This is a genomic window from Bacillus sp. FJAT-52991 (genome assembly GCF_037201805.1).
Taxonomy (GTDB): Bacteria; Bacillota; Bacilli; order Bacillales; family Domibacillaceae; genus Bacillus_CE; species Bacillus_CE kandeliae.
In genome coordinates this window covers 2,210,005-2,231,049 of sequence record NZ_CP147404.1, presented here as the reverse complement: position 1 = coordinate 2,231,049, position 21,045 = coordinate 2,210,005, and the positions used below count along the sequence as shown (strand labels likewise).

At 41.1% G+C, this 21,045-nt stretch carries 23 protein-coding genes; all 23 read left to right on the top strand.

All coding sequences use genetic code 11. The features are described from left to right. The first annotated feature begins 80 nt into the window (after window positions 1-80). The 23 genes from WDJ61_RS11425 to WDJ61_RS11315 all read left to right on the top strand — a co-directional run bounded on the left by WDJ61_RS11425 (window position 81) and on the right by WDJ61_RS11315 (window position 21,031). On the top strand, window positions 81-1,046 hold the full coding sequence (locus WDJ61_RS11425) for a hypothetical protein (RefSeq protein WP_338749810.1): 966 nt from the start codon (window positions 81-83) through the stop codon (window positions 1,044-1,046). An 88-nt stretch (window positions 1,047-1,134) separates the two neighbouring features. Continuing rightward, complete coding sequence (locus tag WDJ61_RS11420; RefSeq protein WP_338749808.1) at window positions 1,135-1,299, top strand: hypothetical protein; 165 nt, start codon at window positions 1,135-1,137, stop codon at window positions 1,297-1,299. An 86-nt stretch (window positions 1,300-1,385) separates the two neighbouring features. Next, entirely contained in the window at window positions 1,386-2,201 is an 816-nt protein-coding gene (gene terS, locus WDJ61_RS11415) for a phage terminase small subunit (RefSeq protein WP_338749807.1), read from the top strand. Beyond that, window positions 2,173-3,528 (top strand): PBSX family phage terminase large subunit, encoded by a 1,356-nt coding sequence (locus WDJ61_RS11410; protein WP_338749806.1) that lies wholly within the window; start codon window positions 2,173-2,175, stop codon window positions 3,526-3,528. The genes terS and WDJ61_RS11410 overlap by 29 nt, the downstream gene beginning before the upstream one ends. Window positions 3,529-3,565: 37 nt before the next feature. Beyond that, complete coding sequence (locus WDJ61_RS11405; RefSeq protein WP_338749804.1) at window positions 3,566-5,614, top strand: phage portal protein; 2,049 nt, start codon at window positions 3,566-3,568, stop codon at window positions 5,612-5,614. 11 nt (window positions 5,615-5,625) lie between these two features. Further along, window positions 5,626-6,357, top strand: a complete 732-nt coding sequence (locus WDJ61_RS11400; RefSeq protein WP_338749802.1) for an HK97 family phage prohead protease — start codon at window positions 5,626-5,628, stop codon at window positions 6,355-6,357. Window position 6,358: 1 nt separating this feature from the next. Further along, window positions 6,359-6,586, top strand: a complete 228-nt coding sequence (locus WDJ61_RS11395) for a hypothetical protein (protein WP_338749800.1) — start codon at window positions 6,359-6,361, stop codon at window positions 6,584-6,586. A 57-nt stretch (window positions 6,587-6,643) separates the two neighbouring features. Further along, window positions 6,644-7,897: a phage major capsid protein gene (locus WDJ61_RS11390; RefSeq protein ID WP_338749798.1), complete on the top strand. Its 1,254-nt coding sequence runs from the start codon at window positions 6,644-6,646 to the stop codon at window positions 7,895-7,897. 44 nt (window positions 7,898-7,941) lie between these two features. Next, a complete protein-coding gene (locus tag WDJ61_RS11385; RefSeq protein ID WP_338749796.1) occupies window positions 7,942-8,169 on the top strand; it encodes a hypothetical protein in 228 nt (75 codons plus the stop codon). An 11-nt stretch (window positions 8,170-8,180) separates the two neighbouring features. Next, window positions 8,181-8,723 (top strand): hypothetical protein, encoded by a 543-nt coding sequence (locus tag WDJ61_RS11380; RefSeq protein WP_338749794.1) that lies wholly within the window; start codon window positions 8,181-8,183, stop codon window positions 8,721-8,723. Beyond that, window positions 8,720-9,130 (top strand): hypothetical protein, encoded by a 411-nt coding sequence (locus tag WDJ61_RS11375; protein WP_338749792.1) that lies wholly within the window; start codon window positions 8,720-8,722, stop codon window positions 9,128-9,130. Before WDJ61_RS11380 ends, WDJ61_RS11375 begins: the two co-directional genes overlap by 4 nt. After that, a complete protein-coding gene (locus WDJ61_RS11370) occupies window positions 9,127-9,570 on the top strand; it encodes a hypothetical protein (RefSeq protein ID WP_338749790.1) in 444 nt (147 codons plus the stop codon). Before WDJ61_RS11375 ends, WDJ61_RS11370 begins: the two co-directional genes overlap by 4 nt. Window position 9,571: 1 nt before the next feature. Continuing rightward, window positions 9,572-9,985: a DUF3168 domain-containing protein gene (locus tag WDJ61_RS11365; RefSeq protein WP_338749788.1), complete on the top strand. Its 414-nt coding sequence runs from the start codon at window positions 9,572-9,574 to the stop codon at window positions 9,983-9,985. Window positions 9,986-9,998: 13 nt separating this feature from the next. Continuing rightward, a complete protein-coding gene (locus WDJ61_RS11360) occupies window positions 9,999-10,832 on the top strand; it encodes a chitobiase/beta-hexosaminidase C-terminal domain-containing protein (RefSeq protein ID WP_338749786.1) in 834 nt (277 codons plus the stop codon). 53 nt (window positions 10,833-10,885) lie between these two features. After that, complete coding sequence (locus WDJ61_RS11355) at window positions 10,886-11,341, top strand: hypothetical protein (RefSeq protein ID WP_338749784.1); 456 nt, start codon at window positions 10,886-10,888, stop codon at window positions 11,339-11,341. A gap of 8 nt (window positions 11,342-11,349) precedes the next feature. Continuing rightward, window positions 11,350-11,673: a hypothetical protein gene (locus WDJ61_RS11350; protein WP_338749782.1), complete on the top strand. Its 324-nt coding sequence runs from the start codon at window positions 11,350-11,352 to the stop codon at window positions 11,671-11,673. Beyond that, window positions 11,673-14,864, top strand: a complete 3,192-nt coding sequence (locus tag WDJ61_RS11345) for a phage tail tape measure protein (protein ID WP_338749780.1) — start codon at window positions 11,673-11,675, stop codon at window positions 14,862-14,864. The genes WDJ61_RS11350 and WDJ61_RS11345 overlap by 1 nt, the downstream gene beginning before the upstream one ends. Before the next feature lie 8 nt (window positions 14,865-14,872). After that, window positions 14,873-15,562, top strand: coding sequence for a hypothetical protein (locus tag WDJ61_RS11340; RefSeq protein ID WP_338749778.1), 690 nt, complete (start codon window positions 14,873-14,875; stop codon window positions 15,560-15,562). Next, window positions 15,559-17,127 (top strand): hypothetical protein, encoded by a 1,569-nt coding sequence (locus tag WDJ61_RS11335; RefSeq protein WP_338749776.1) that lies wholly within the window; start codon window positions 15,559-15,561, stop codon window positions 17,125-17,127. Before WDJ61_RS11340 ends, WDJ61_RS11335 begins: the two co-directional genes overlap by 4 nt. Beyond that, the gene (locus WDJ61_RS11330) at window positions 17,128-17,514 is read left to right on the top strand and encodes a hypothetical protein (protein WP_338749774.1); all 387 of its coding nucleotides are present in this window, start codon (window positions 17,128-17,130) and stop codon (window positions 17,512-17,514) included. A gap of 12 nt (window positions 17,515-17,526) precedes the next feature. After that, window positions 17,527-17,916 carry a Low copy number virion structural protein gene (locus WDJ61_RS11325; protein WP_338749772.1) on the top strand — a complete coding sequence of 130 codons (390 nt, stop codon included), beginning with the start codon at window positions 17,527-17,529 and terminating at the stop codon, window positions 17,914-17,916. Between the two features lie 10 nt (window positions 17,917-17,926). Further along, window positions 17,927-19,303: a hypothetical protein gene (locus tag WDJ61_RS11320; RefSeq protein ID WP_338749770.1), complete on the top strand. Its 1,377-nt coding sequence runs from the start codon at window positions 17,927-17,929 to the stop codon at window positions 19,301-19,303. Between the two features lie 3 nt (window positions 19,304-19,306). Beyond that, window positions 19,307-21,031 (top strand): DUF2460 domain-containing protein, encoded by a 1,725-nt coding sequence (locus WDJ61_RS11315; protein ID WP_338749768.1) that lies wholly within the window; start codon window positions 19,307-19,309, stop codon window positions 21,029-21,031. Window positions 21,032-21,045 lie beyond the last annotated feature (14 nt).

Here is a 21,045-nt window from a genome sequence, read left to right as displayed (position 1 = left end):
CTAGCATATGAGAAATATTAGGAATCAAGAAGGAAAATATATCCTTTTGTCGAATGATTTTGATAAAGGAGGGGTTTGAATTGAAGTTTAGCGAGTATTTCGAATTAGAAGATGTAACTCAAGCAGACTTAGATTTTTTAGATGGTCTTATTAACAAGGATGTTCCATTGTATATAGATCCATCACAAATTGAAGTACAAGAAGGAAGGTGGTTTCAGGAGTCGGCAAGAATTATTAATAGCTTTTTTGACAGGGTTTTTACTTTATATAGGGAAGGAAAGATAGAAGCAGCAGAATCGTTGTTAAAGAATGCTCATGAACCAAATGAGACAAAACTTGGAGTATCTCAAAATAAGCCTCAAGGAAAGGGGACTTCATCTGAAAAACTAATTGAAGTTTTTCGCCACGTAATTGACCAAGGTTTATTTCGAGACGAGCTAATTAGTGAATATAGTGATTTAACCATTTTTGTGAAAGATTTTGCTGAAGATAGAATGTCGGATTTAGTAACTAATTTGTTAAGAGAAAAATTAGCTGAATATACGATTGAACAAAGTAATATTTATGGTTTTGAGCTAACAGAAGTACCTGTTGAAATTGGTGTTGCTTGGGATGCAGAAACTTTAAACTGGAAAACAGTTAATCAGCGAGCGTTAATGGCGAATGGTTCTTTACTGCTGTTAATTCCTAAATCAATAGTTGTACAGAAATATTTGTTTACTGTTGAAGAATATCTCTCAAAGGTTGTTTTTTCTTGGAGGAAAAAATTTCATAAGGAGAACGATACAGATTTAGTAAGAAAAAAGTATGTGAAAAAGCATAAAAAAATAGTTGCGTATGAACCTAGCAATAAAATGATCATTGAAAAAGAAATCACAGGAGAAAATTTAACATACAAAGAGTACGCAATAAATACTACAAGAGAACAACGAGAATTAATTCGAAATTTCCGCCGAACAATAGACCATACACTTAGAGGTACATATAGTAATCGGTTAAGTGACGAACAGATAGCTCAGATTGTAGAAAAGCGAAAAAGAGAATAATATACTTTTTTACATAACATAATAGTAATAATGGAAAAGCACCCTTCGGGGTGCTTTTCTTTTATGAAACAAGAAAGGAGTATTGATCATGTTAGAATATTACACTGTGGAAGAAAAAAAGGCATATGAAATCCTTGTTTCATTAGGAATACATGAACCTATTGCAAAAGATTGTATTGCAAGTCGTAACATAAAGGAATTAGAAATAGTCATGGAATTTCTCGAAAGGTATGGGAATTATATCAATAATTGAAAGAAAAAGCACCCTAATCAGTGCTTTTTTCTATGTCCAATTTCTATGTCCAAAACAACTCAATTCGGAGGTGGTGGTGATGTGACGTGGCAAGACCTAGAGATCCAAGACGGGATGAAGCCAAGCAGTTATGGTTAAAAAGCAACGGAGAACTAAAGTTAGTCGAGCTTGCTGAACAAATGGGTGTAACGAGTAGCACGATTAGAAAATGGAAATCAACAGACAAGTGGGATAATGAATTGAATGGGAGCGCTCCTAAATCCAAAGGGAGCGCTCTTAAACGTTCCAGAGGGCAACCAGGAGCACCAAAAGGAAATAAAAATGCTGTTGGAAACAACGGTGGTGCCCCTAAACGGAATCAGAACGCTGTCACCCACGGCTTCTTTGCGAAATTCCTTCCAGATGAAACACTCGAGATCATGAAAGCGATGGAAGAACGTTCCCCGGCTGATTTGATTTATGATCAGATACAAATCCAGTATGCTGCTATCATTAGAGCTCAGAAGATCATGTTTGTTGAGGATAAAGACGACATGGCCAAGGAGAAAAGCCAAGAGGGGTGGGGGGAAAGTGGTGCTGATAAATACGATATCCAGTTCGCTTGGGACCGTCACGCTACTTTCCTTAATGCTCAGTCCAGGGCAATGAGTGAACTGCGTAGCCTGATTAGACAATTTGACGAGCTAGCCCATATTGATGATGAACGCCGCTTGAAACTTGAACAGATGCAGTTGGGAATTGAGAAAACGAAAGTGGAAATCGCGAAAAAGCATACTGAAATCGCTAAAATTCGTGGTGATGACGATATCGGAGACTATGAAGACGATGGATTTGAAGCAGCTCTAGATAGCGTAACGGAAGAGGTGTGGGCTGATGAAGACGACGAGGCAGAGGAAGAATGAACAACTAGAGAGAGAATTAAACTTCCTCATTCCAGCTGATCCGAAACGTAAAAAGAAACGGGCACCATTCAAGTTCAAACCGTTTTCTGTAAAGCAAAAGAAAGTCCTAACGTGGTGGCGTGATAAATCTCCTCATAAAGACAAGGACGGTATTATCTGTGACGGCTCTGTTCGTGCCGGAAAAACTGTTGTGATGTCTCTTTCTTATGTTATGTGGGCGATGGATCGCTTTGACGATGAGAACTTTGGCATGGCCGGCAAAACAATCGGCTCTTTTCGTCGTAATGTGATACGGCCGCTCAAACGAATGTTAAAGGCTCGTGGCTACAAGGTGAAGGATCATCGAGCGGATAACATGCTAACGATCACATACAAAGGTCGAACTAATTACTTTTATGTTTTTGGTGGGAAGGATGAGTCCTCACAAGACTTGATACAGGGTATCACATTAGCAGGCATGTTCTTCGATGAAGTAGCCCTTATGCCGGAATCATTCGTCTCGCAGGCCACCGCTCGTTGTTCTGTTAAAGGAGCGAAATTTTGGTTCAACTGTAACCCAGCTGGTCCTTATCATTGGTTTAAAGAGAAATGGTTGAATAAGAAAAAAGAAAAGAAGATGTTGCACATTCACTTCATCATGGATGATAACTTATCGCTTGATGAGGAAACTAAGCAACGTTATTACCGGATGTATTCTGGTGTCTTTTACAAGCGGTATATTCTCGGGTTATGGGTGCTAGCAGAAGGAGTCATTTATGACATGTTCAACGAAGACGATCATGTCATTGATAAAATACCGAAAAAAATCGATGAATATCAGGTGGTTGTGGACTATGGTACCAAAAACCCTACTTCTTTTATCTTGCAAGGGATTACCTATGATGAAAATGGGGTCCGAACATATTATGACTTGAAAGAGTATTACTACGATGGTCGTAAAGAAGGTAGACAAAAGACAGATGAACAATATTACCAAGATCTACTTGAATTTTGTGGAGATACTACAACAGATGTGATTATTGATCCGTCAGCTGCTTCTCTAATAACGCTGATTGAGCAAGACGGGAAGTTGAGTGTAACAGCTGCTAAAAATGACGTGGTTGATGGTATCCGCACAGTAGCTTCCACACTATCTGAAATGCGTCACTTTGTGCATCGATCATGTAAAAACTTATTAAGAGAATTTGCATCATATGTGTGGGATGAAAAAGCGGCTCAACGCGGCGAGGATAAACCAGTGAAGCAGTTTGATCACGCACTGGATGCCATAAGATATGGTATTTTTACACGCGAGTCAGTAGCTGTACCTACTATTCGCATACTGTAAGGAGGTGAGGAACATAAGCAAAAACTTTTGGCTTAACATGCGCTACAAAGCGTCGATGGTCTCTAGTTCAATCATGATTCTTCATAATGGGCAACCTGCTCAAACGCCTGCTAGATTCGATAAGCTAGCCAAAGAGGGGTTTGAAAAGAATGTATGGGTCTATCGTTGTGTCATGGCGATTGCTCGTTCAGCCGCTTCCATTCCGATTGTTCTGTATCAAAAGAAAGGGAAAGAGCTTGTTGAGATTGAACAGCATCCTCTCCTCGATTTACTAAATAAACCTAATCCGCATGAATCTGCAATTGACTTTCGTGAAAAGTTGATTGCTTTTTTGTTGTTGTCAGGAAACACATATCAAGAAATGAATGGTCCAAACCGTGGCGCACCGACTGAACTATGGACTTGGCGGCCCGATCGGGTGACGATTGTGCCTGGTGGTAACTACATCAAAACGTTCCGCTATTCCGTGAGCGGCAAAGATGTGGATGCACCCTATGAAAAGATCATTCACAGTAAGTTTTTCTCTCCACTGGATGACTTCTATGGAATGGGCCCGATTCAAGTAGCTAGGCAGACGGTTGATATGGACAATGCAACTGCTGAATGGAACACATCGTTAACACAAAACCATGCAGCTCCAAGCGGCTTTTTAAAAACTGAAAAGTCCTTAGCAGAGCCACAATATAATCGTTTAAAAGCGATGATGCGCCGAATGTTTGGCGGTAAGAAGAATGCTGGTAAAGCACATTTGCTTGAAGGTGGGCTCGAATGGCAACAGCTCGGTTTGTCACCAAAGGACATGGATTTCATCAACAGTCGCAAAATGACGCGGGAAGAAATATGTGCTGTCTTTGGTGTACCGCCTCAGATTGTTGGTATTCAAGACAGTTCAACGTATAACAACTACAAGGAAGCGCGAGCGGCTTTTTACATGGAAACGGTGCTGCCTACACTGGATAAGATCATCAGCGGATGGAACCACAAGCTGGTGCCGCTATTCGGTGAAAATCTTATTGTTGGCTATGATGTGGATCAAATCGAAGCGTTACAGGAAACATCAGACACCAAATGGGCCCGGTTGAGTGGCATGAAAGACATACTCACAGTCAATGAAATCCGACAGGCTTTAGGATATGAAGACATCGATGGTGGCAATGTACGTTATGTGCCTGTTGGTGTGTATCCAGAAGGAGAGGATGCACCGGAGCTTCCCGACATTAACGAGCAAAATAATGAGTCTGCTGACAATGAAGACGATCCAATCAAGCAAGCGGAGAATATTTTTACTAAGGCAACTGCTGAGATCGAGCGAAAAGCGTCAGACGCTCGTTATATCGCTGAAATTGAGCGGCGGAGGATTGGATATATCAAATCTGCTGAAAAGCTTGTGAAGAAAAGATTTGAAGCTGAAATGAAGGTTGTTATTTCTGCGTTTAAAGAAGATGGAGAAGCGGCCACTGAGAAAGCGATTGAACAGCAACAACAAGAATGGAAAAAGACATTAACCGCCGCATGGCTAGCAACGTCAGAAGCGTTTTCAGAGTCCAATTATAATCGACTAGCTGAACAAGCGAAGTCGAAGGGAAAGGCATTTGAAAAGAAATTTATTTTCGAAGAGGAGTTTCCAGAAATACTCGCTTTTATGCATGAATACATCTCAGAGCAAGTAGCGGAAGCGGTTGTGTTGATATCAGCCTTTTCCATTGAGCGATTAAAAGTTGTGATTGGTGACAGTGTTGCCGCTGGTGAAACTATTCAAGATACCGCTAAACGTATTCAAAATCTTTACGGTGAGGAGTTCAGCAAAGAGCGGGCTCTGACAATCGCTCGAACAGAAGTAATATCTGCTAGTAATTACGGAAATCGCATGGGAGCTAAAGCAACAGGGTTAGAGCTGAATAAAACGTGGTTATCGGCTGGTGGTGATCGCACGAGAGACACGCACAAAGCGGCCAATGGTCAAACTCGTGAAATGGACGAGCTGTACGATGTCGGCGGCGCTAAGGCGATGTTTCCAGGTGATCCAAGTTTACCAGCTAAAGAAAGGGTTAAATGCCGTTGTACTGAAAGACATGATGTGATTTAAAGGGGGATAGTATGAAAACATTTATTGAAATGAAGTCAGCAACCGCTCCTGTTGACATCGAGAAAAAATCATTAACGTTTGAGATCAAAGCGGTAGACGATGAAACGAATATTGTCGAAGGTTATGCCAGCACATTCGGTGGAGAACCTGACGCATACGATGATGTCATTGTGAAAGGTGCATTCGCCAAAACAATTCAAGAGAATGGTGATCGTATTAAATTCCTTTGGCAACATAACTGGGATAAACCGATTGGTAAGGTTATTGAGTTGCGAGAGGACGAAATAGGTCTTTACTTTAAAGCTAAGATCAGCGAAACCAACAAAGGTAAAGAAGCTATGCAATTGATGAAGGATAGGGTGATTGATAGATTATCTATTGGCTATAACACGATCAAACGCGAGTACGATAGCGAAACCGGCATTCGCTATTTGAAAGAAATCAGCTTATTTGAAATCAGTGCGGTTACATTTCCTGCTAATGATCGAGCCATCATCACAGCTGCTAAAAATGCGCCGGAGCAAAAAGCTGGTCGTGTACTGTCAAAGCAGAGCGAAAAAGCAGTAAGGGAAGCCGTTGAAGCTATGAAAGCGGCTGTGGAATCGCTTGAATCATTATTATCCGCTGTAGAACCTGATGATTCAGGAGACGACAGCAAAGGTAAAAATTTTACTAAGGATGAGCAAAAAGAGATTGCTAGTCTTGTTGAACAAATGAAAATGTTTGCAAAGGTGGGAGATTAACATGGGATTGAATACAATTCAAGAACTTGAAAAAGTAACTAAACAATGTATAGAAAAGAAAATTGGTTTGGGACTGTTTGTGGAAATGCCAGGATTCGAACAGCCTGAATTGATTACTAATCCGCCAGCTAACTTGGCAAAGAAACTAGAATACTATAAAGCTACTTATGACGAAAACTTGAATCATAAGCACGCCAAAGGTATTCGCATTATTGGATACACACTTTAAGTCTCTCGATTGAGGGGCTATTTTTTATGCCCAAAAAACAAATTTAGGAGGAACAACATGGAAAAATTTAAAATGATTCAACCACAAAAGGAGCTTTTGCGTTTAAATATTCAATACTTTGCTGATGGGGATGAGTCAAAAACATTAGCTGATCAAATCAAGAGCGGTTTTGAAGCGATGAAGGTAGCAGCTGAAAAGCAAGATAAAGAAATCAAGAAGTTTGGTGCAGTCACACAAGAAACAAAATCGGAGCTTGAAAAAATCAATACAGCAATTGATGAAGCGAAAGCACGTCTTGATGCGATTGAGACGAAAGATAATCGTGGATATACACCTGGTCAAGATGGAAAAAAAGGAACACCGGATGAGCAGGCTATGGAGAAGAAAACCGCCTTTTTCACATTCCTCCGCGAAGGTAAAGCTGGATTAACAAAAGAGCAAAAGTCACTTGTGGAAGATGCGACAGGCGAAATCATCGTACCGGAAGATTTGGACACAACAATTTATCGTGAATTGCCAAAGCTTGTTGTGATGCGACAACTTGCCGCTACTCGAAACACAACATCAAACCGTGTCCGCCGCCGTTCTATGAACGAGGTGACGATGGGATGGGGCAAGCTTGAAACGACTGCAGCTAAACTATCTGACTTTGAATCTACTCTTACACCAGATGAAGAATACTTGTATGTAGAAAACCTATATGGTTTAACGAAGATTGGTGAGGATGAATTGGAGGACACGGACCTTAACTTACAGGCATACATGGCTGAATCATTTGGCCGTGCTCGAGCTGAGAAAGAAGCATATGCTTTCTTGCGCGGTACAGGTCACTCTAATTTGCAACCAGAAGGTATTTTAACAAACACCGATGTACAGCGTACAGAAACAGCCGCTACTAGTGCAATCACATTAGATGATATTATTCGTTTGATGTACGCAACTCCAGCACAATACCGCAATACTGGTGTATTCTTGATGCCATCTGAATTAGAAATGACAGTTCGTACATTGAAAAATGGAAATGGTGATTATGTATGGCAACCATCCGCTCAAGCTGGCACTCCGAACGTGCTATTTGGTAGACCGGTTTATACGCAAGATGATTTCGATGCTATGGGTGCAGGTGTGGATATTGCTGTATTTGGCGACTTCAAAGCAGGGTACCAAATCCTTGATCGTCAAGGGTTAACTTTAACTCGCATCAATGAATTGTATGCAGAAGAGGGGCTTGTAGGATTTAAAGCCAAAGCACGTGTTGGCGGTGGCGTAGTTCGTCCGAAAGCATTCCGTGTCTTGAAAGTAAAACAATAATTTGAAGGGAGGAAGCGGCATCTAAACACAGGTGCCGCGCTTATATGCAAGTCAAAATGTTACGAAGTGTAGGAAGTGCCAAGGGAGTGCATCAACCTGGACATGTGGTGGAACTAGAACAGGATATAGCAGAAGCTTGGATTAAGGCGGGGCTAGCGGAAAAGATCACTAGATCAAAAGCGAAACCTGCGCATGAAACGAAAGTGATGGATACGGAAGAAAAGGAAACTGTCAGCCGCTCTACTAGAAAGAAAACCAATGAAGATGAATAAGGGGTGAGCCTATGCTTGCATCTAACGCGTTAACAACAGTTGAAGAAGCTAAACGGTTCTTAGGTTTAACAGATGAAGCAGGAGTGGAGCGGGCTATTAACGAAGCCAGCGCCATGATTGAAACGTATTGCCGCCGCTTTTTTGCTGTTGGTGAACATACGCAGTACATTAGCCAAGGAGACTTTACTCTTGATCATTACCCTGTTATAGAAATGTTGTCGCTCAATGGTGATGAATTTCCTAAAAGAATCAGAGTTGATAAAGTGAGCGGCATAATTGACGGCGAAATAAGCGGGAACGTCGTGTATAAGGCCGGTTACGTGCTTCCTGAGGACGAAACACCCGATACCCCCCGAACGTTACCATATGACATCGAGAGGGCTTGCTTGCAGTTGATTGATTCTCTTTTTGTTGACGAGGATGGTTTTATTAGTGATGCTGCCGCTTTAAAAATTGGTGATTGGTCACTGAATACCAAAGGCGCTAATTCTGGCGGTATGATGCCTGAAGATGTTCGAACGACTCTTGATATGTATCGGCGGGTGCTAGTATGAATCTTAAAAAGAGCCAGCGCATTTTCAAAAAGCAGCTTATTCATGAAATTGAAATCTACCGTAAGAAACGCTTTCGGGATGGTTCGTTATGGCGTGAAGAGTTTGTTTTTCTGAAGAAAATCAAATGCCGTATATCAACCAATACACCGAAAAGTGATGAAGTTTTAACCGAAAAACAGCAGCAGTTCTTATCACCATTTACGATGTACAGTTTGCCAGATGATATTAAAGCGGATGATCGTCTTGTTTTTTATCACAGCGCAGGTCGCACGATCTATCAAGCTGTTGCCGATCCACGTAATCCATCTTTTTTAGATCACCATTACGAAACGCCGCTGGAAGAAACGAATTTAACAGTCAAGTTTGTAGATTCTAATGACATTGTTTATATGCAGGTGACATCATGAGCCGCTCAGACTTTCAATTTAAGATGGATACGAAAAAATTAGAGCAATTCATTCGCTCCAAAGTTGAAAAGAATGTGGCACAAGCAGCTTTCCATTTACGTGGTGAGTTGATCGAAACGGTAAGCAAAGAAGGGCAAGGGTTCGAATACAAAGTACCTGGTACAAAATCGAAAACATACACAGCGTCTGCTCCCGGTGAATCTCCTGCTGTGCTATTCGGTCAATTGAGAAATAGCTTTGCTGTTAAATTCGATTACGACAAAAAATATATTCAGGCTTATATCGGTGTGCGCGGCGTTCCGTATGCTAATCGATTGGAATTAGGCTTTACTGGTAAGGACAGTTTAGGTCGAGTGTACAGCATGCAGCCACGTCCCTATTTCTACGTCACATACGAAAAAGAGCGGAATACGATCAAAGAAATCATGAGAGGGGGATAATATGAGCGTTGTTGATCACATTCAATCGATTTTAGAAAACGATCCGACTATTCGTAACTGGGTATCTGAGATTGAAGATGAGATGACTGGTATTAAGTATCCCTCTATCACACAAGATTTATCTCCACAGGGAACCCCGATGCCTTATATCGTTATTCGTGATGAAGGCGATAACCCTGATGGCGATCATAGAAACCGCTTATCACTCAGTTTCGATGTATTTGCTGAGAATGATCCTACTGGTGTAAAACGAATAGCGAAACGAATCGAGCAGCTGTTGCACAGGCGAAAGTTAATGCCCTATGCGATAGCTGCTTTTAATAATGGCCAATATCCAATTCCGAGCGGCGATCCATCGGTGTCGGGGCGGAATGTGAAAATAATCTTTTATTACGGACGTGAAGATTTAATTTAAAGGAGGAATCCATATGTCATACAAATACCGCTCTGGTTTACGTAAAGGGTCATCTAAAAATTTGATGATCGGACCCGGGGCTTTATTTAAAAATTTCGATCTAGCAAACTTTGATCATAACGATATAACAACATTCGGAGAACTGTTAGGAGCGACAAAAGGTGGAAATGAAGTAGAGATGGAGCTTGAATATCATACCGTTGAAGTAGACGGTGCACTAGGTGCTGTACAAGGTATGGAGTGGTTAACTGCTGCTAATGCTCGTATCAAGACAAATCTACTTGAAATTACGAAAGAGAACCTTATGCTTAAGCTTCCTAACTTCGAGATTGCTACCCATAACGATGAATACGACATTATTCGTCATGATGGTCAAATTGCGCCAACTGTATCTAATGACTTAGCGTTAGTAGGAGAAATTACAGGGAAATCAATCCCAGTTATCGTTGTTTTAGAAAATGCAAGAACGGTAGACGCTTTTAACCTTCCGATGGGTGACGGAAAAGAAGATGTGGTTTTATCTGCTGAATTTGAATCACGTTATTCTGAAGAAGAGCCGACCAAAATACCGTTCTACATTCTTTATCCTAAAGGTGGTTCTCCTGTCTCAGAGCCTGTTGCATCTCCTGCACCTGGTACGTATACGGGTGCACAATCAGTTACTTTGACAGCGGTGGCAGGATCTAAAATTTATTACACAGTTGACGGATCAATCCCGACTCCTAGTACGGGAACGGAATACACTGGTGCTATTTCTGTATCGGCGACAACAACGATCAAAGCCATTGCTGTCGTTGGTTCGGATACATCAGCGGTCGCACAGTTCAGTTACATTATCAACCCATAATCACAAGGAGCCAACAGGCTCCTTCTATTTATTTAATCTAAGGGGGAATACTAATGGAATCTATTATTGCAAAAATGCCAGAAATCGAGATTGACGGAAAGAAATACGAAATGAACCGGTTAACAACAGTGGACGCCTTTACATTCTTGGGAGTGATTAAAAAGGTGGGGTTAGCTCGTGCTGTTAGTGCTTTCACATCTTTTAACAATAGCAAAGGTAACGGTGGCAATGAAGCGATGATTGGAGCGGCTCTTGCATTGTTTTTAAACCTTCAAGATGCACAAGCTGAGTTATTTTCGTTCTTTGCTAAGGTATTAGGAGTAAAAACAGAAGAAGTGGAAGCTATGCCGCCAGTTGCCCTTGTCGAAATTATTAAAGCTGTAATTGAGCACCCTGATTTAAAAACTTTTACCAAAGCGGTCGCGGGTCTAATCAAAGTGATGCCGCAGACCGCGGGAGTGGACACACAAGCTCCAATGATGGCGCAGGTGACAAACAGCAACAGCTAAGTGAAGAAGTGTTAAGACGGGCAATTGACCGCATACAAGCACGTTACGGTTGGACAGATGATTATGTGCTTTATCAGTTACCGCTCGCACGTGTCATGCAGTTGTTTAAAGATATTACACAATATCGATATGAGGAACAGAAAGACCGTTACAAGGAACAAGCATTCAACGCATGGATTTCTTATCGCCTTCGAGCTGGAGAAAACGGAAAGGACTTCACTGAGTTCTTGAATATGCTGAACTTAGGCGAGGAACCACAACACGTGACAAAAGAAGAGGCTCTGTCGAAGGCTAAAAGTATTCTTGGCATGTTGAAGGGTGGTGAGAGTTAATGCAAGAATTGTTTGATCTCTTCGGGAAGATCGGTGTCGATACAGATAGTGTCATGAAAGAATTTGACAAGGTTGAAAAAGCTGGACAAGAAGCTGCCACAAAAATGGAGCGTGCTTTTGATAAGCTTTCAGACGAACTAAAGGACATCGATCTTTCTGTAGATATGGACGCTAAAGGTGTTCTTAAAGAGCTAGAAAAAATCGAAAAGGCTGCCGCTGAAACAGAAACAGAATTAAAGGCGCTTGACGGCAAAGTCATTGATATTGATGTGCAAAGAGCTTTAAAAGAAACTAAAAAGCTCGAACAGCAAGCAAAAGACTTAGCCGAACAAATTGAACGCGATATGCAGCTTGGTTTGGATGTTGGCAATGCGGAAGCCGAACTGAATGGCGTAATTGCTCAGATAAAGAAGGTTGAGGCTGCTGCTAAGAATGTAGATGTCAAAATCGATGTTGATGCTAGCGGTGCAGAATCAGCTGCTAACAGAGTTGTATCGGCACTTGAAAAAGTAGAGCAAAAAGCGGCGGATATCCAACGAACTCTTGGAGAAGCAGGCGAATCTATCGGTCAATTAGGAGAGAGCGCCGCAACTGCTACAGCGCCGCTTGCTGGTATGGGGGCAGCTGCTATGATGGCCGCTAACAATACAGAAGCTGCAATGGGGCAAATACAAGCACAGACAGGCAAAACAAAAGAAGAAGCCGAGGCTTTAACTGAAACAGCAAAAAACCTATGGAAACAAGGCTTTGGCGAAACGATGACGGATGCTGCAAAAAACATTGCGATGGTTACACAAAACATGCAAGGCCTTAACGGGCAAGAACTTGAGCAAGTCACGGCCGCCGCTATGAACCTCGAAAAGATTTTCGGTGTTGGGGTAGAAGAGTCTACTCGTGCTGCAGGTATTGCTATGACAAACTTCGGCGAGGAAGGTACACATGTCATGGATGTGTTGACAGTCGGTTTACAAAAGGCTGGATCACAAGGAGATGACTTGCTAGACACCTTCCAAGAATATTCACCTCAATTTGCCGCATTAGGTATGTCATCTCAAGAAGCTATGAACCTCTTAATTCAAGGTTTAGACGCTGGTGCCCGAAATACAGATGTTCTAGCAGATAGTTTAAAGGAGTTTACGATCGAAGCAGAGCAATCGGGTACACGTGTTGCTGAAGGTTATGAAATGATTGGTATGGACGGACAAAAAATGATGTCCGACATTGCGGCAGGTGGCGATAAAGCGAATGACGCTTTTTTTGCTACGATTACCGCACTTTCAGGGATTGATGACGAATTAAAAAAGAATCAAGCAGGGGTCGCTCTCTTTGGAACGAAGTGGGAAGATGTTAAAAGTTCAGCTTTACTTGCCTTAGATCCAACAAAAGATGCACTAGGAGAAGTTGCTGGTGCTGCCGAAAAAGCAGGTGAAGCAGTCAATGACAATTTTGGTACACGGTTAGCCTCTTTTTTGCGTACCGCTCAATCATCATTAGAACCGTTTGGAATAGCACTACTTAGTATTGCAGAGGACATATTACCGATTCTTGTATCAGCACTTGAGAAAGCTACGTCCTTTTTTCAGGCTTTACCTGGTCCTGTTCAAAAAGCAATTGCTATCTTTGGATTGTTAGCTGTTGCTCTAGGACCAGTAATGATGTTTCTTGGGTCATTAATGGCATTATTTAGCGGTATTTCTGGTGCAGTAGGAATGTTGAGCGGGGGAATTGGTAGACTGATAGGGCTTTTTAACGGAATGAGTGGAGCTATCGCAAGAGTAACCTCTGGATTTAAAGGGTTAGGAGGAGTTTTAGCTGGAATTCCGAAAATATTTAACGTTCTTAAGTCTGTTATTATGTCATTCGGTCGTACCTTGTTACCATTACTACTTAATCCATGGACTTTAGCAATTGCCGCTATTATTGCTGCTGTTGTAGGGTTAGTTTATCTAATTGTACAAAACTGGAATAAAATCAGTTCAGCTACACGCAATATTTTCGGATCGATAGTCAGTTTTTTATCAAATACTTGGAATTCCATTGTTGCTACTGCAAAGAGTATTTTAAGCGCCTTAGTGTCATTTGTAATCGGGATCTTTAATAAAATAAAATCTTCTGCAGTAAATATTATGTCGGCAACGGCAAATGGAATAAAGATGGCTTGGAATGGTATTGTTTCGTTCTTTTCAGCGTTACTAAACAGATTACTCGGCGTATTTCGTGCAATTTTTACAGCTATCAAAAGTGTTGTAGTAACTACAACGCAAGCTATTTCTTCTTTTTTAAGAATGATTTGGTCATCCATATATAACTTTTTAGCAGTAACCGCTCGGAGGATATACGCCGCTGTCCGGTCTGCTTTTTTGGCGTTGAAAAATGCGATAGTCAATATCGTAACAGCGTTATGGAATTGGCTTAAAATGATCTGGATATCTATCTATAACTTTCTGAAAAATATCGCTATCCGCATAAAAAACACAGTGGTACAAGCGTTTACAGCAATGAAAAATGCAGTGATTAGTATCGTGAATCGCCTTAAATCAGGAGTGATATCAGCTTTTAATGCTGTTATTGCAGGAGCTAAAAAGTTAGCTGAAGCAATTATGTCTACCGTTGTTTCTGCTTTCAATGCCGCTTTAAAGGCTGCTACTAAATTTGTTAAGAAAGCATCAAATTTAGGAGTAGATGTCGCAAGGGGGATAGCTAAAGGGATTAGCAGCGGAGCAAAGTGGGTTATGGACGCTATGGGAAATCTTGTTGATGATGCGATAGCATGGTTCAAAAAGAAATTTGGTATCCATTCGCCGTCTCGTGTGATGAGAGCTTTAGCTTATCATGTTCCAGAAGGGCAAGCTCTTGGTATTGAGGATGGTCAACCACTCGTTGAAGAGGCTATGGAGAATTTAACGGACATTTCAGCTATGGAAACAGACATGAAGTGGAATATTCACGAGCCAGATATGGACTTTGCAAGTATGATCGCCAGCAATATTCCTATAGACTCTAGTTTTGATCCGAATTATTTCCAACCTGGTGGCGGGTATCAACAATCTGGTGAGAGCGGACTGTGGATTGAGCAATTAATCTTACAAGTACAAAACTTGCCGACAATGCAAGAGTTGGAGAATTTAAAACAACAACTACAGAATATAGCCACAGATATTTTCTTTACTAAAGCAACGCAAATGGAGTAGGTGATGGAATGGCGAAACTATACAGACGTGGTACTAACTTTTATACACAAAGCGGCTCAGTCTTAGTTGGATCAGGCCCTAATCAATCTTATACTATTAATCAAACTTTCGAGCGGCCCGGTTGGGTCGCTTTTGATTTTCTTACTAATGTTGCTTTTACGGAAACGACTGAGATCGGAATGGGACATTTTATCGTTGAAGTCAACGGCGTTGAGCGTTTTTCAGCGCGAGCTTCTTATACTTGGACAAGGCACTATATTTTTGTTGATGAAGGCGAAAGTATTATTACCTTTAAAACTAATGACAAATATAAACCGGGTGATACAGTTTATATTAAGCATACTGTTTGTACAGTGTTTCATGAACAATCTTACATCGGTGGCATTGGAAGTATTACACCACCAAAACCGCTACAAGAAATCCAAAACTTTAAGATTCTTGATGGATACACTCGATATCAACGAACTGGGCCGTCTGGTTCGATTATTGATTTTGAAGTGGTGTTAACCAACACTGCTGATTTCAATACATTTATAGCCGACATTGATAACTTCACGATATTAAAATACAGCGCAGGCGTTTTTGGTGGGGTACTTATGCCACAAGATACAGATCCACAGCGAAAAGGGCCGCTATACATTGTTAAATGTTGTCTTCATAGTGCTGAACGAGCTGGCGTTGGAGTGAACGGAAAATGAGAGTAATCAATGACGATCTTTTTCAGTCCATTACAAATCAATTTCAAATTGGAGAAAGCAGGCGACCTACTCAATATGTAATGGTCAGAAATCGTTTTTGGGGAAAGACCAAACCTGAGCATAGTCACTTTGATATTGAATGGGCAAGGTTACCTAATGTTTTATCAATCGATATTGACGAAACGACAGAGTCTCCTGCAAAGACCTTTACTATTGTGCTAGAAAACAAGGATGGTCTCTTTTCTCCTGATTATTCAAAGGGAAAAAGACCGATAGGGTTTGTTTGGAGAGGTGTAGGTGATAGTGCTTGGTTCCGTCAACTTTACCCCAACACAGAATTACAAATACACTTAGGGTATGGCGATGACATAAGGAAAATGCTTACTGGTTACATTGATAATGTTCGCATAAATGCTCAAGAACAGACGATCACTATTACGGGTCGTTCGAAATATAAAAGAGCCATAACCAATACAATTTTTCCGCCGAAAGGTAGAGAATATTTTATAGAAAGAACGAACATCAATATTTATCATGCGGTGAAAGCGTTGCTTGAAACAGCTGGATTAGAAGTGACAGGATCGCCTGTCAATGTACCAGGAACCAATACACTTTACGAAACAGGTGTAAAACTAGGCAAGCGCGGACAGGCATTTGATGAAGTGGTGAGAGAAGTAGTCAACAGCTTATTTCATACGCTAACTGAAAACTCACATGGTGTAATAAAATTTCAACAGTTACCAAAGTATTCTCGTTCCGATCCAGCTGACTTTATTGTGGATGATTATTTGCATATAAAAGAATTGGAATATGAAATGGATGACACAGAATTATATGGACGAATTCTAGTTACGTGCGGAGAAGCAAAGAGTGCTTTTACATCTTCATATATTGAGCAAGATATACTATTGGGTCAACGAAGAGAAGTAGAATTGGATGTTCCTTGGGCGAATTCACCAGCTAAACGGCATTTAGCAGCAAGAGCTTATATCACTCAAATGTTATATAAATGGCGCCGCTTATCCATCGCTATTCCAGCCAACCCAGCGATCGAGCTATGGGATATTGTCGGCATTCGCGAAAAAATTTCTACGACCACACAAACTTATCATCTGAGGGGTATCCGAACGAGTTTTTCAACGTCTGGATTCTTCCAAATACTTGAAGCGTCATCGAACATCGGATTTGCACCACAAAAGATGCCGCCACCACCATCAGATCTTCCTATGATCACAAGGAAAGCTGGAGCGGGATATTTTACTGTAAGCGGATCAGCCGGTGATCGAGTAGCATTAATCATTAATGGTCAACGATCCAAGGACATTAAACTAGGCGAAAGTGTAAACGTGCCAGCTAACTTAAAAGTAGGGTCAAACGTCATTATTACCGAAGGGGTCTCCGCAGGTCCTAAAGATGGATTATCAGCTAACTTGCGCTTTACAGACTCAACGGGAGTGACAACAATGGTGCAAACAATTAATTACCCTCGTACTGAGGTAGATGAACCAACAGGTTTTTATAAAGTGCGGCCGCGTTCTACGTGGGTAATTGAAGGAGTGACGTAAATGGCTGGTGTAATTGTAAGAAATCTATATGATCCTGTATTGTACATGCTCAAGCGGCAAAGACGTAGGATTATCGGTGGTGCTGGTATCGGTGGAGATATTAATGTTATCAAGCAAGACAATGTAAAAGAAGGCGGCCAATTAATAAGACAAGGAAACTTCTTGGTTGCGGTTGAGGGTGATGAAGTTTATACCTATGAACTTTATTACAATAATAAGGGAATCTTACACCATTTTATTGTCATTAACCGACAGACCGGGAAAATAGAAAAGTGGTCACTTGAATGGACGCCAAATTTCACGATGTTAACACGGTATAACTACGACTTAATATACGCTGGAAACGATTTTCCAGATATAGGAGAAGAAATAGACGACGATTTGTAAAGGGGTGGCATGATGTCGCAAGGTTTTCAAATTAATTATTTAGGTGGTGGCCGACTGGATGCCCCTTTTTTTCCAACAAAAACACAGCCTTTTATTAAAGGGATTCGTGTTGAAGTGACAGCAGGAGCACCGGCAGCTATCCATGTTCACACAGTAGACCGTGAATCGGAATTAATTAGCATCGCCATTGCATGTTCTCGTTACGATGATACGGATAATTGGGATTTAGCGATTAACGGTAGATTAATTGTTGAATCTGTCTACACTAAGGAGCTCCCAGAGGGGCTTTTTTTAATGGTTGCACATCAGTTAATGCATGGGGACAAAATCGAATTACGATATAAAAACGAATCCGCACGTGCAAAAAGCGTGTGGGTAAACTATCAATTTTTAACAGACTAGGAGTGAGGGTATGCCATATGTTAAAACGATGTTTACAGAAGAAACATTACAAGCAGATTTTGTGGATTTAGCTGTTTCAAATGGATGGACATTGGTTAAACGTTTTAGAAAAGTAACATTTGCATTCACAGATGTTTTTTACGGAACAGGCTATACGCAGGATCCGGATAAACGAAATTTAAGGTTAAAGATCGCTGATCATGCACTGATTAAGAATAGTAGAAATGATATTTTTGCTATCACGCGTATATGCGCACCTGTACTAAAATGGGGCGATCTTCCGTCAGAATTAAAAACAGGTGAGTACCCTAATCAAGAAGGTTTTACAAATGATCCTTTATTACGAAAACAATTGCACGAATGGATGTTTTCAAAATGGGATGAAAATGCTGTGGATACATCAAAAGTTTACTTTTATATGTTGAAAGATGCACCTACTATTGCTGAAGATTTACAAGTAGTTTACCCATCAACCAACGCTGATGTTCGTGATGCATTAGATATTGAGTTGCTTCATTACGTACCAAGAAAAATTGAGAATAACACCAGTTATGAATATTTACCTTCGAACGCACAACACTTAATTATGCAGTCACCCATGGTCCCAGTATCTACTCGAAATATTGGTACAGAGGATAATGGGTGGTTAACAAATTGGTGGCCAGACTCAAAAATCAAGGTAGAAGGCTTTATAAACGAGGAAACGCTTGCTTTGTTAATTAGAGCAGATAGCACAGCGGCCTTTGATGAAAATCAGGTGCCATTAATCCCTGTTTATTTTGGGTCATTGGTTCCTTTGAATCCTGCTGACAAGGAACACGCGTCCCTTTTTGCAGGCAGTGCCGTACCAGATGGAAAATATAAATATGATGCTATAACTCCGTTCATCGATGAAACGTCAATCTTAATGCCGATAAAAAAGAAATATCCACAAAACCCGGGGAATGGTATCGATAACATTATTGTGAAACGATCTGCCCAAGGAGCTTATTATCAAGCGTATTCCTTATCATCACATACAGGACCAGAGAAAATGCCACCTGACCGACAAGATAATTCAGGTCGTCAATTCCCTTCTGCATGGAAGAACGCTGGGAACGATGAATATAATTATCCACCTACAAGCTCATACAGTGGAAAGGCGACTGTTAGTCGAGCGATGGTTATTCATCCAGAGGAGCGGCAACGAGGCTATTTGAAGCATTTAATTTTAGCTGAATCGGTCGGGCCGAGAAATAATATCCGCTTAAAAGTAAAAAAGGCAGCATGCCCGAATATATTCGAGTTTTATAAATATTTTGTGGTGGATGCTGTGTCACCTGTAACGAAGCGACCAGCTGTCGCTTATAGACCGATGGCAATTGGTATTTTCGAGAAGGAGGAATAATGTATGACAACACGATGGGTTGATGAGAAAATGATGCTTCAGTGCTTTCCTAATACGATCACGAGTATTATTGAAAGTGCTGGTTGGCAGGAGTTTGCGAAATATCGCGCAAAGAGCGGGAAGAAATATGCGGAGGTACGCTTATTTGAAGCAGAAGGATCTGATAAGGTACAGCGTAAATTCGGTTTGATTCATACTTATGATTTAGATAAACCGACGTTTCCAGACGAACGATTTGTTCCAGAGACATCAAACCTTGCTGTCATTGGTGTTGGAAATGGAACGCAAACAGTTTTTGATTTTCCCGCTGAATATATGTTGCCGGGCACTGAAGCAGTAACAGTCAACGGTATACCGATCGCAAATGTTGATTATATGATTGATGCGAAGGGTCGCACTATTACATTTAATACAGCTCCAAGCGGTTTAATTAAAGCATCTTATCATTTGTCGTCGAAAGCATTTGAACCAATCAATGCATTCGGCGTCTTTTTGTTTGATTCAGTTTCTTTTGACATGCACGAAATCGACGTGTCGGTCGGTGTTGGTGATGACAGCACGCCTGTTTTTGATATTGGGCAAACAGAGATCAAGCCGGGTTCAGTAACTGTCTATTTGGACGGTGTAGAAGTAGAAGACCTGTCTTATGTAGTCGATAACTCAACAGGTACCGTTACATTTTATTCAGCGCCAGCAAATGGACAAGCTATTACTGCTGATTATACGTATTCTCGCAAACCTATTGAGGGGCATGATTATGGTGATTTAATTGTTTCGGCATCAGGCGTTGTTAACGAAGCGGATGGAATGGGGAGCTTAGCATTTGCGGCAGCTACCTTCTTACGACCGTCTATTCCAACGGTCATGACTTTTACTAACGGGGATAATTTTAATTCATCATTTGGACGTGACTCACTATTGCAAGTTTGGGGGTCTATTAATAAAGATCGGCTTGCTTTGTTTTTCCGTGTCGATGCCGCATCTAACCCAGATGATGTATATTATGTGCCATTTTATCTCGGTCGTGTAAATAACAGCGGAAACAAGCCACGGCAGAATACAGTGCTGATCGGTGGAGCGAAAAGTGCTGTCACAGGACAATGGCAAAAGGATAAAAAGCTTGGGGATACACTCATTGATTATGGTCCAAATACGACCAATGGAAATGAGTTTGTTTCTCTGCATCAAACGATTGGCGGTTCTTATTATCAACGACATTATTTGGCGTTCATTACTCATGCTAAAGAAATCGATAAGCCTGAAACTGGTGATGGACCGTCTGTTTATACAGATAAATATCATCATTCTTTCATGTATATAAAACATCCATTTGATAAAGAGGTTGGTGTGCTGGACGGTATTTATGCGGTACATCCAAAAGGGCTGGAACAGGATGCTGAGCTGGAAGTTGAAAAAACGGTTGTACATGAAGTGATCGGCATGGGAGATGGCCAGACGAGAGTGTTTCACCTTTATCATCGATGTCAGGAAGCACAGCCGCTCATTTATTTTGACTGCAATGAGCAGGCAGGGTTCACCTATGATGCAGATTACAAAGCAGTTGAATTTGCGACAGCTCCGGCAGATGGAGTGGAGATCACAGCTTCTTACACAGTAAATGAGCTATATCAATTTAATTTGGCAATGACACCGCAGACACCGATGCGAAGAGAAGAAGCTTCGCCTTATGCACCGATTGGGTGGGGTATTTATAAAGAAAATTTATGATTTGAAATGAGGGG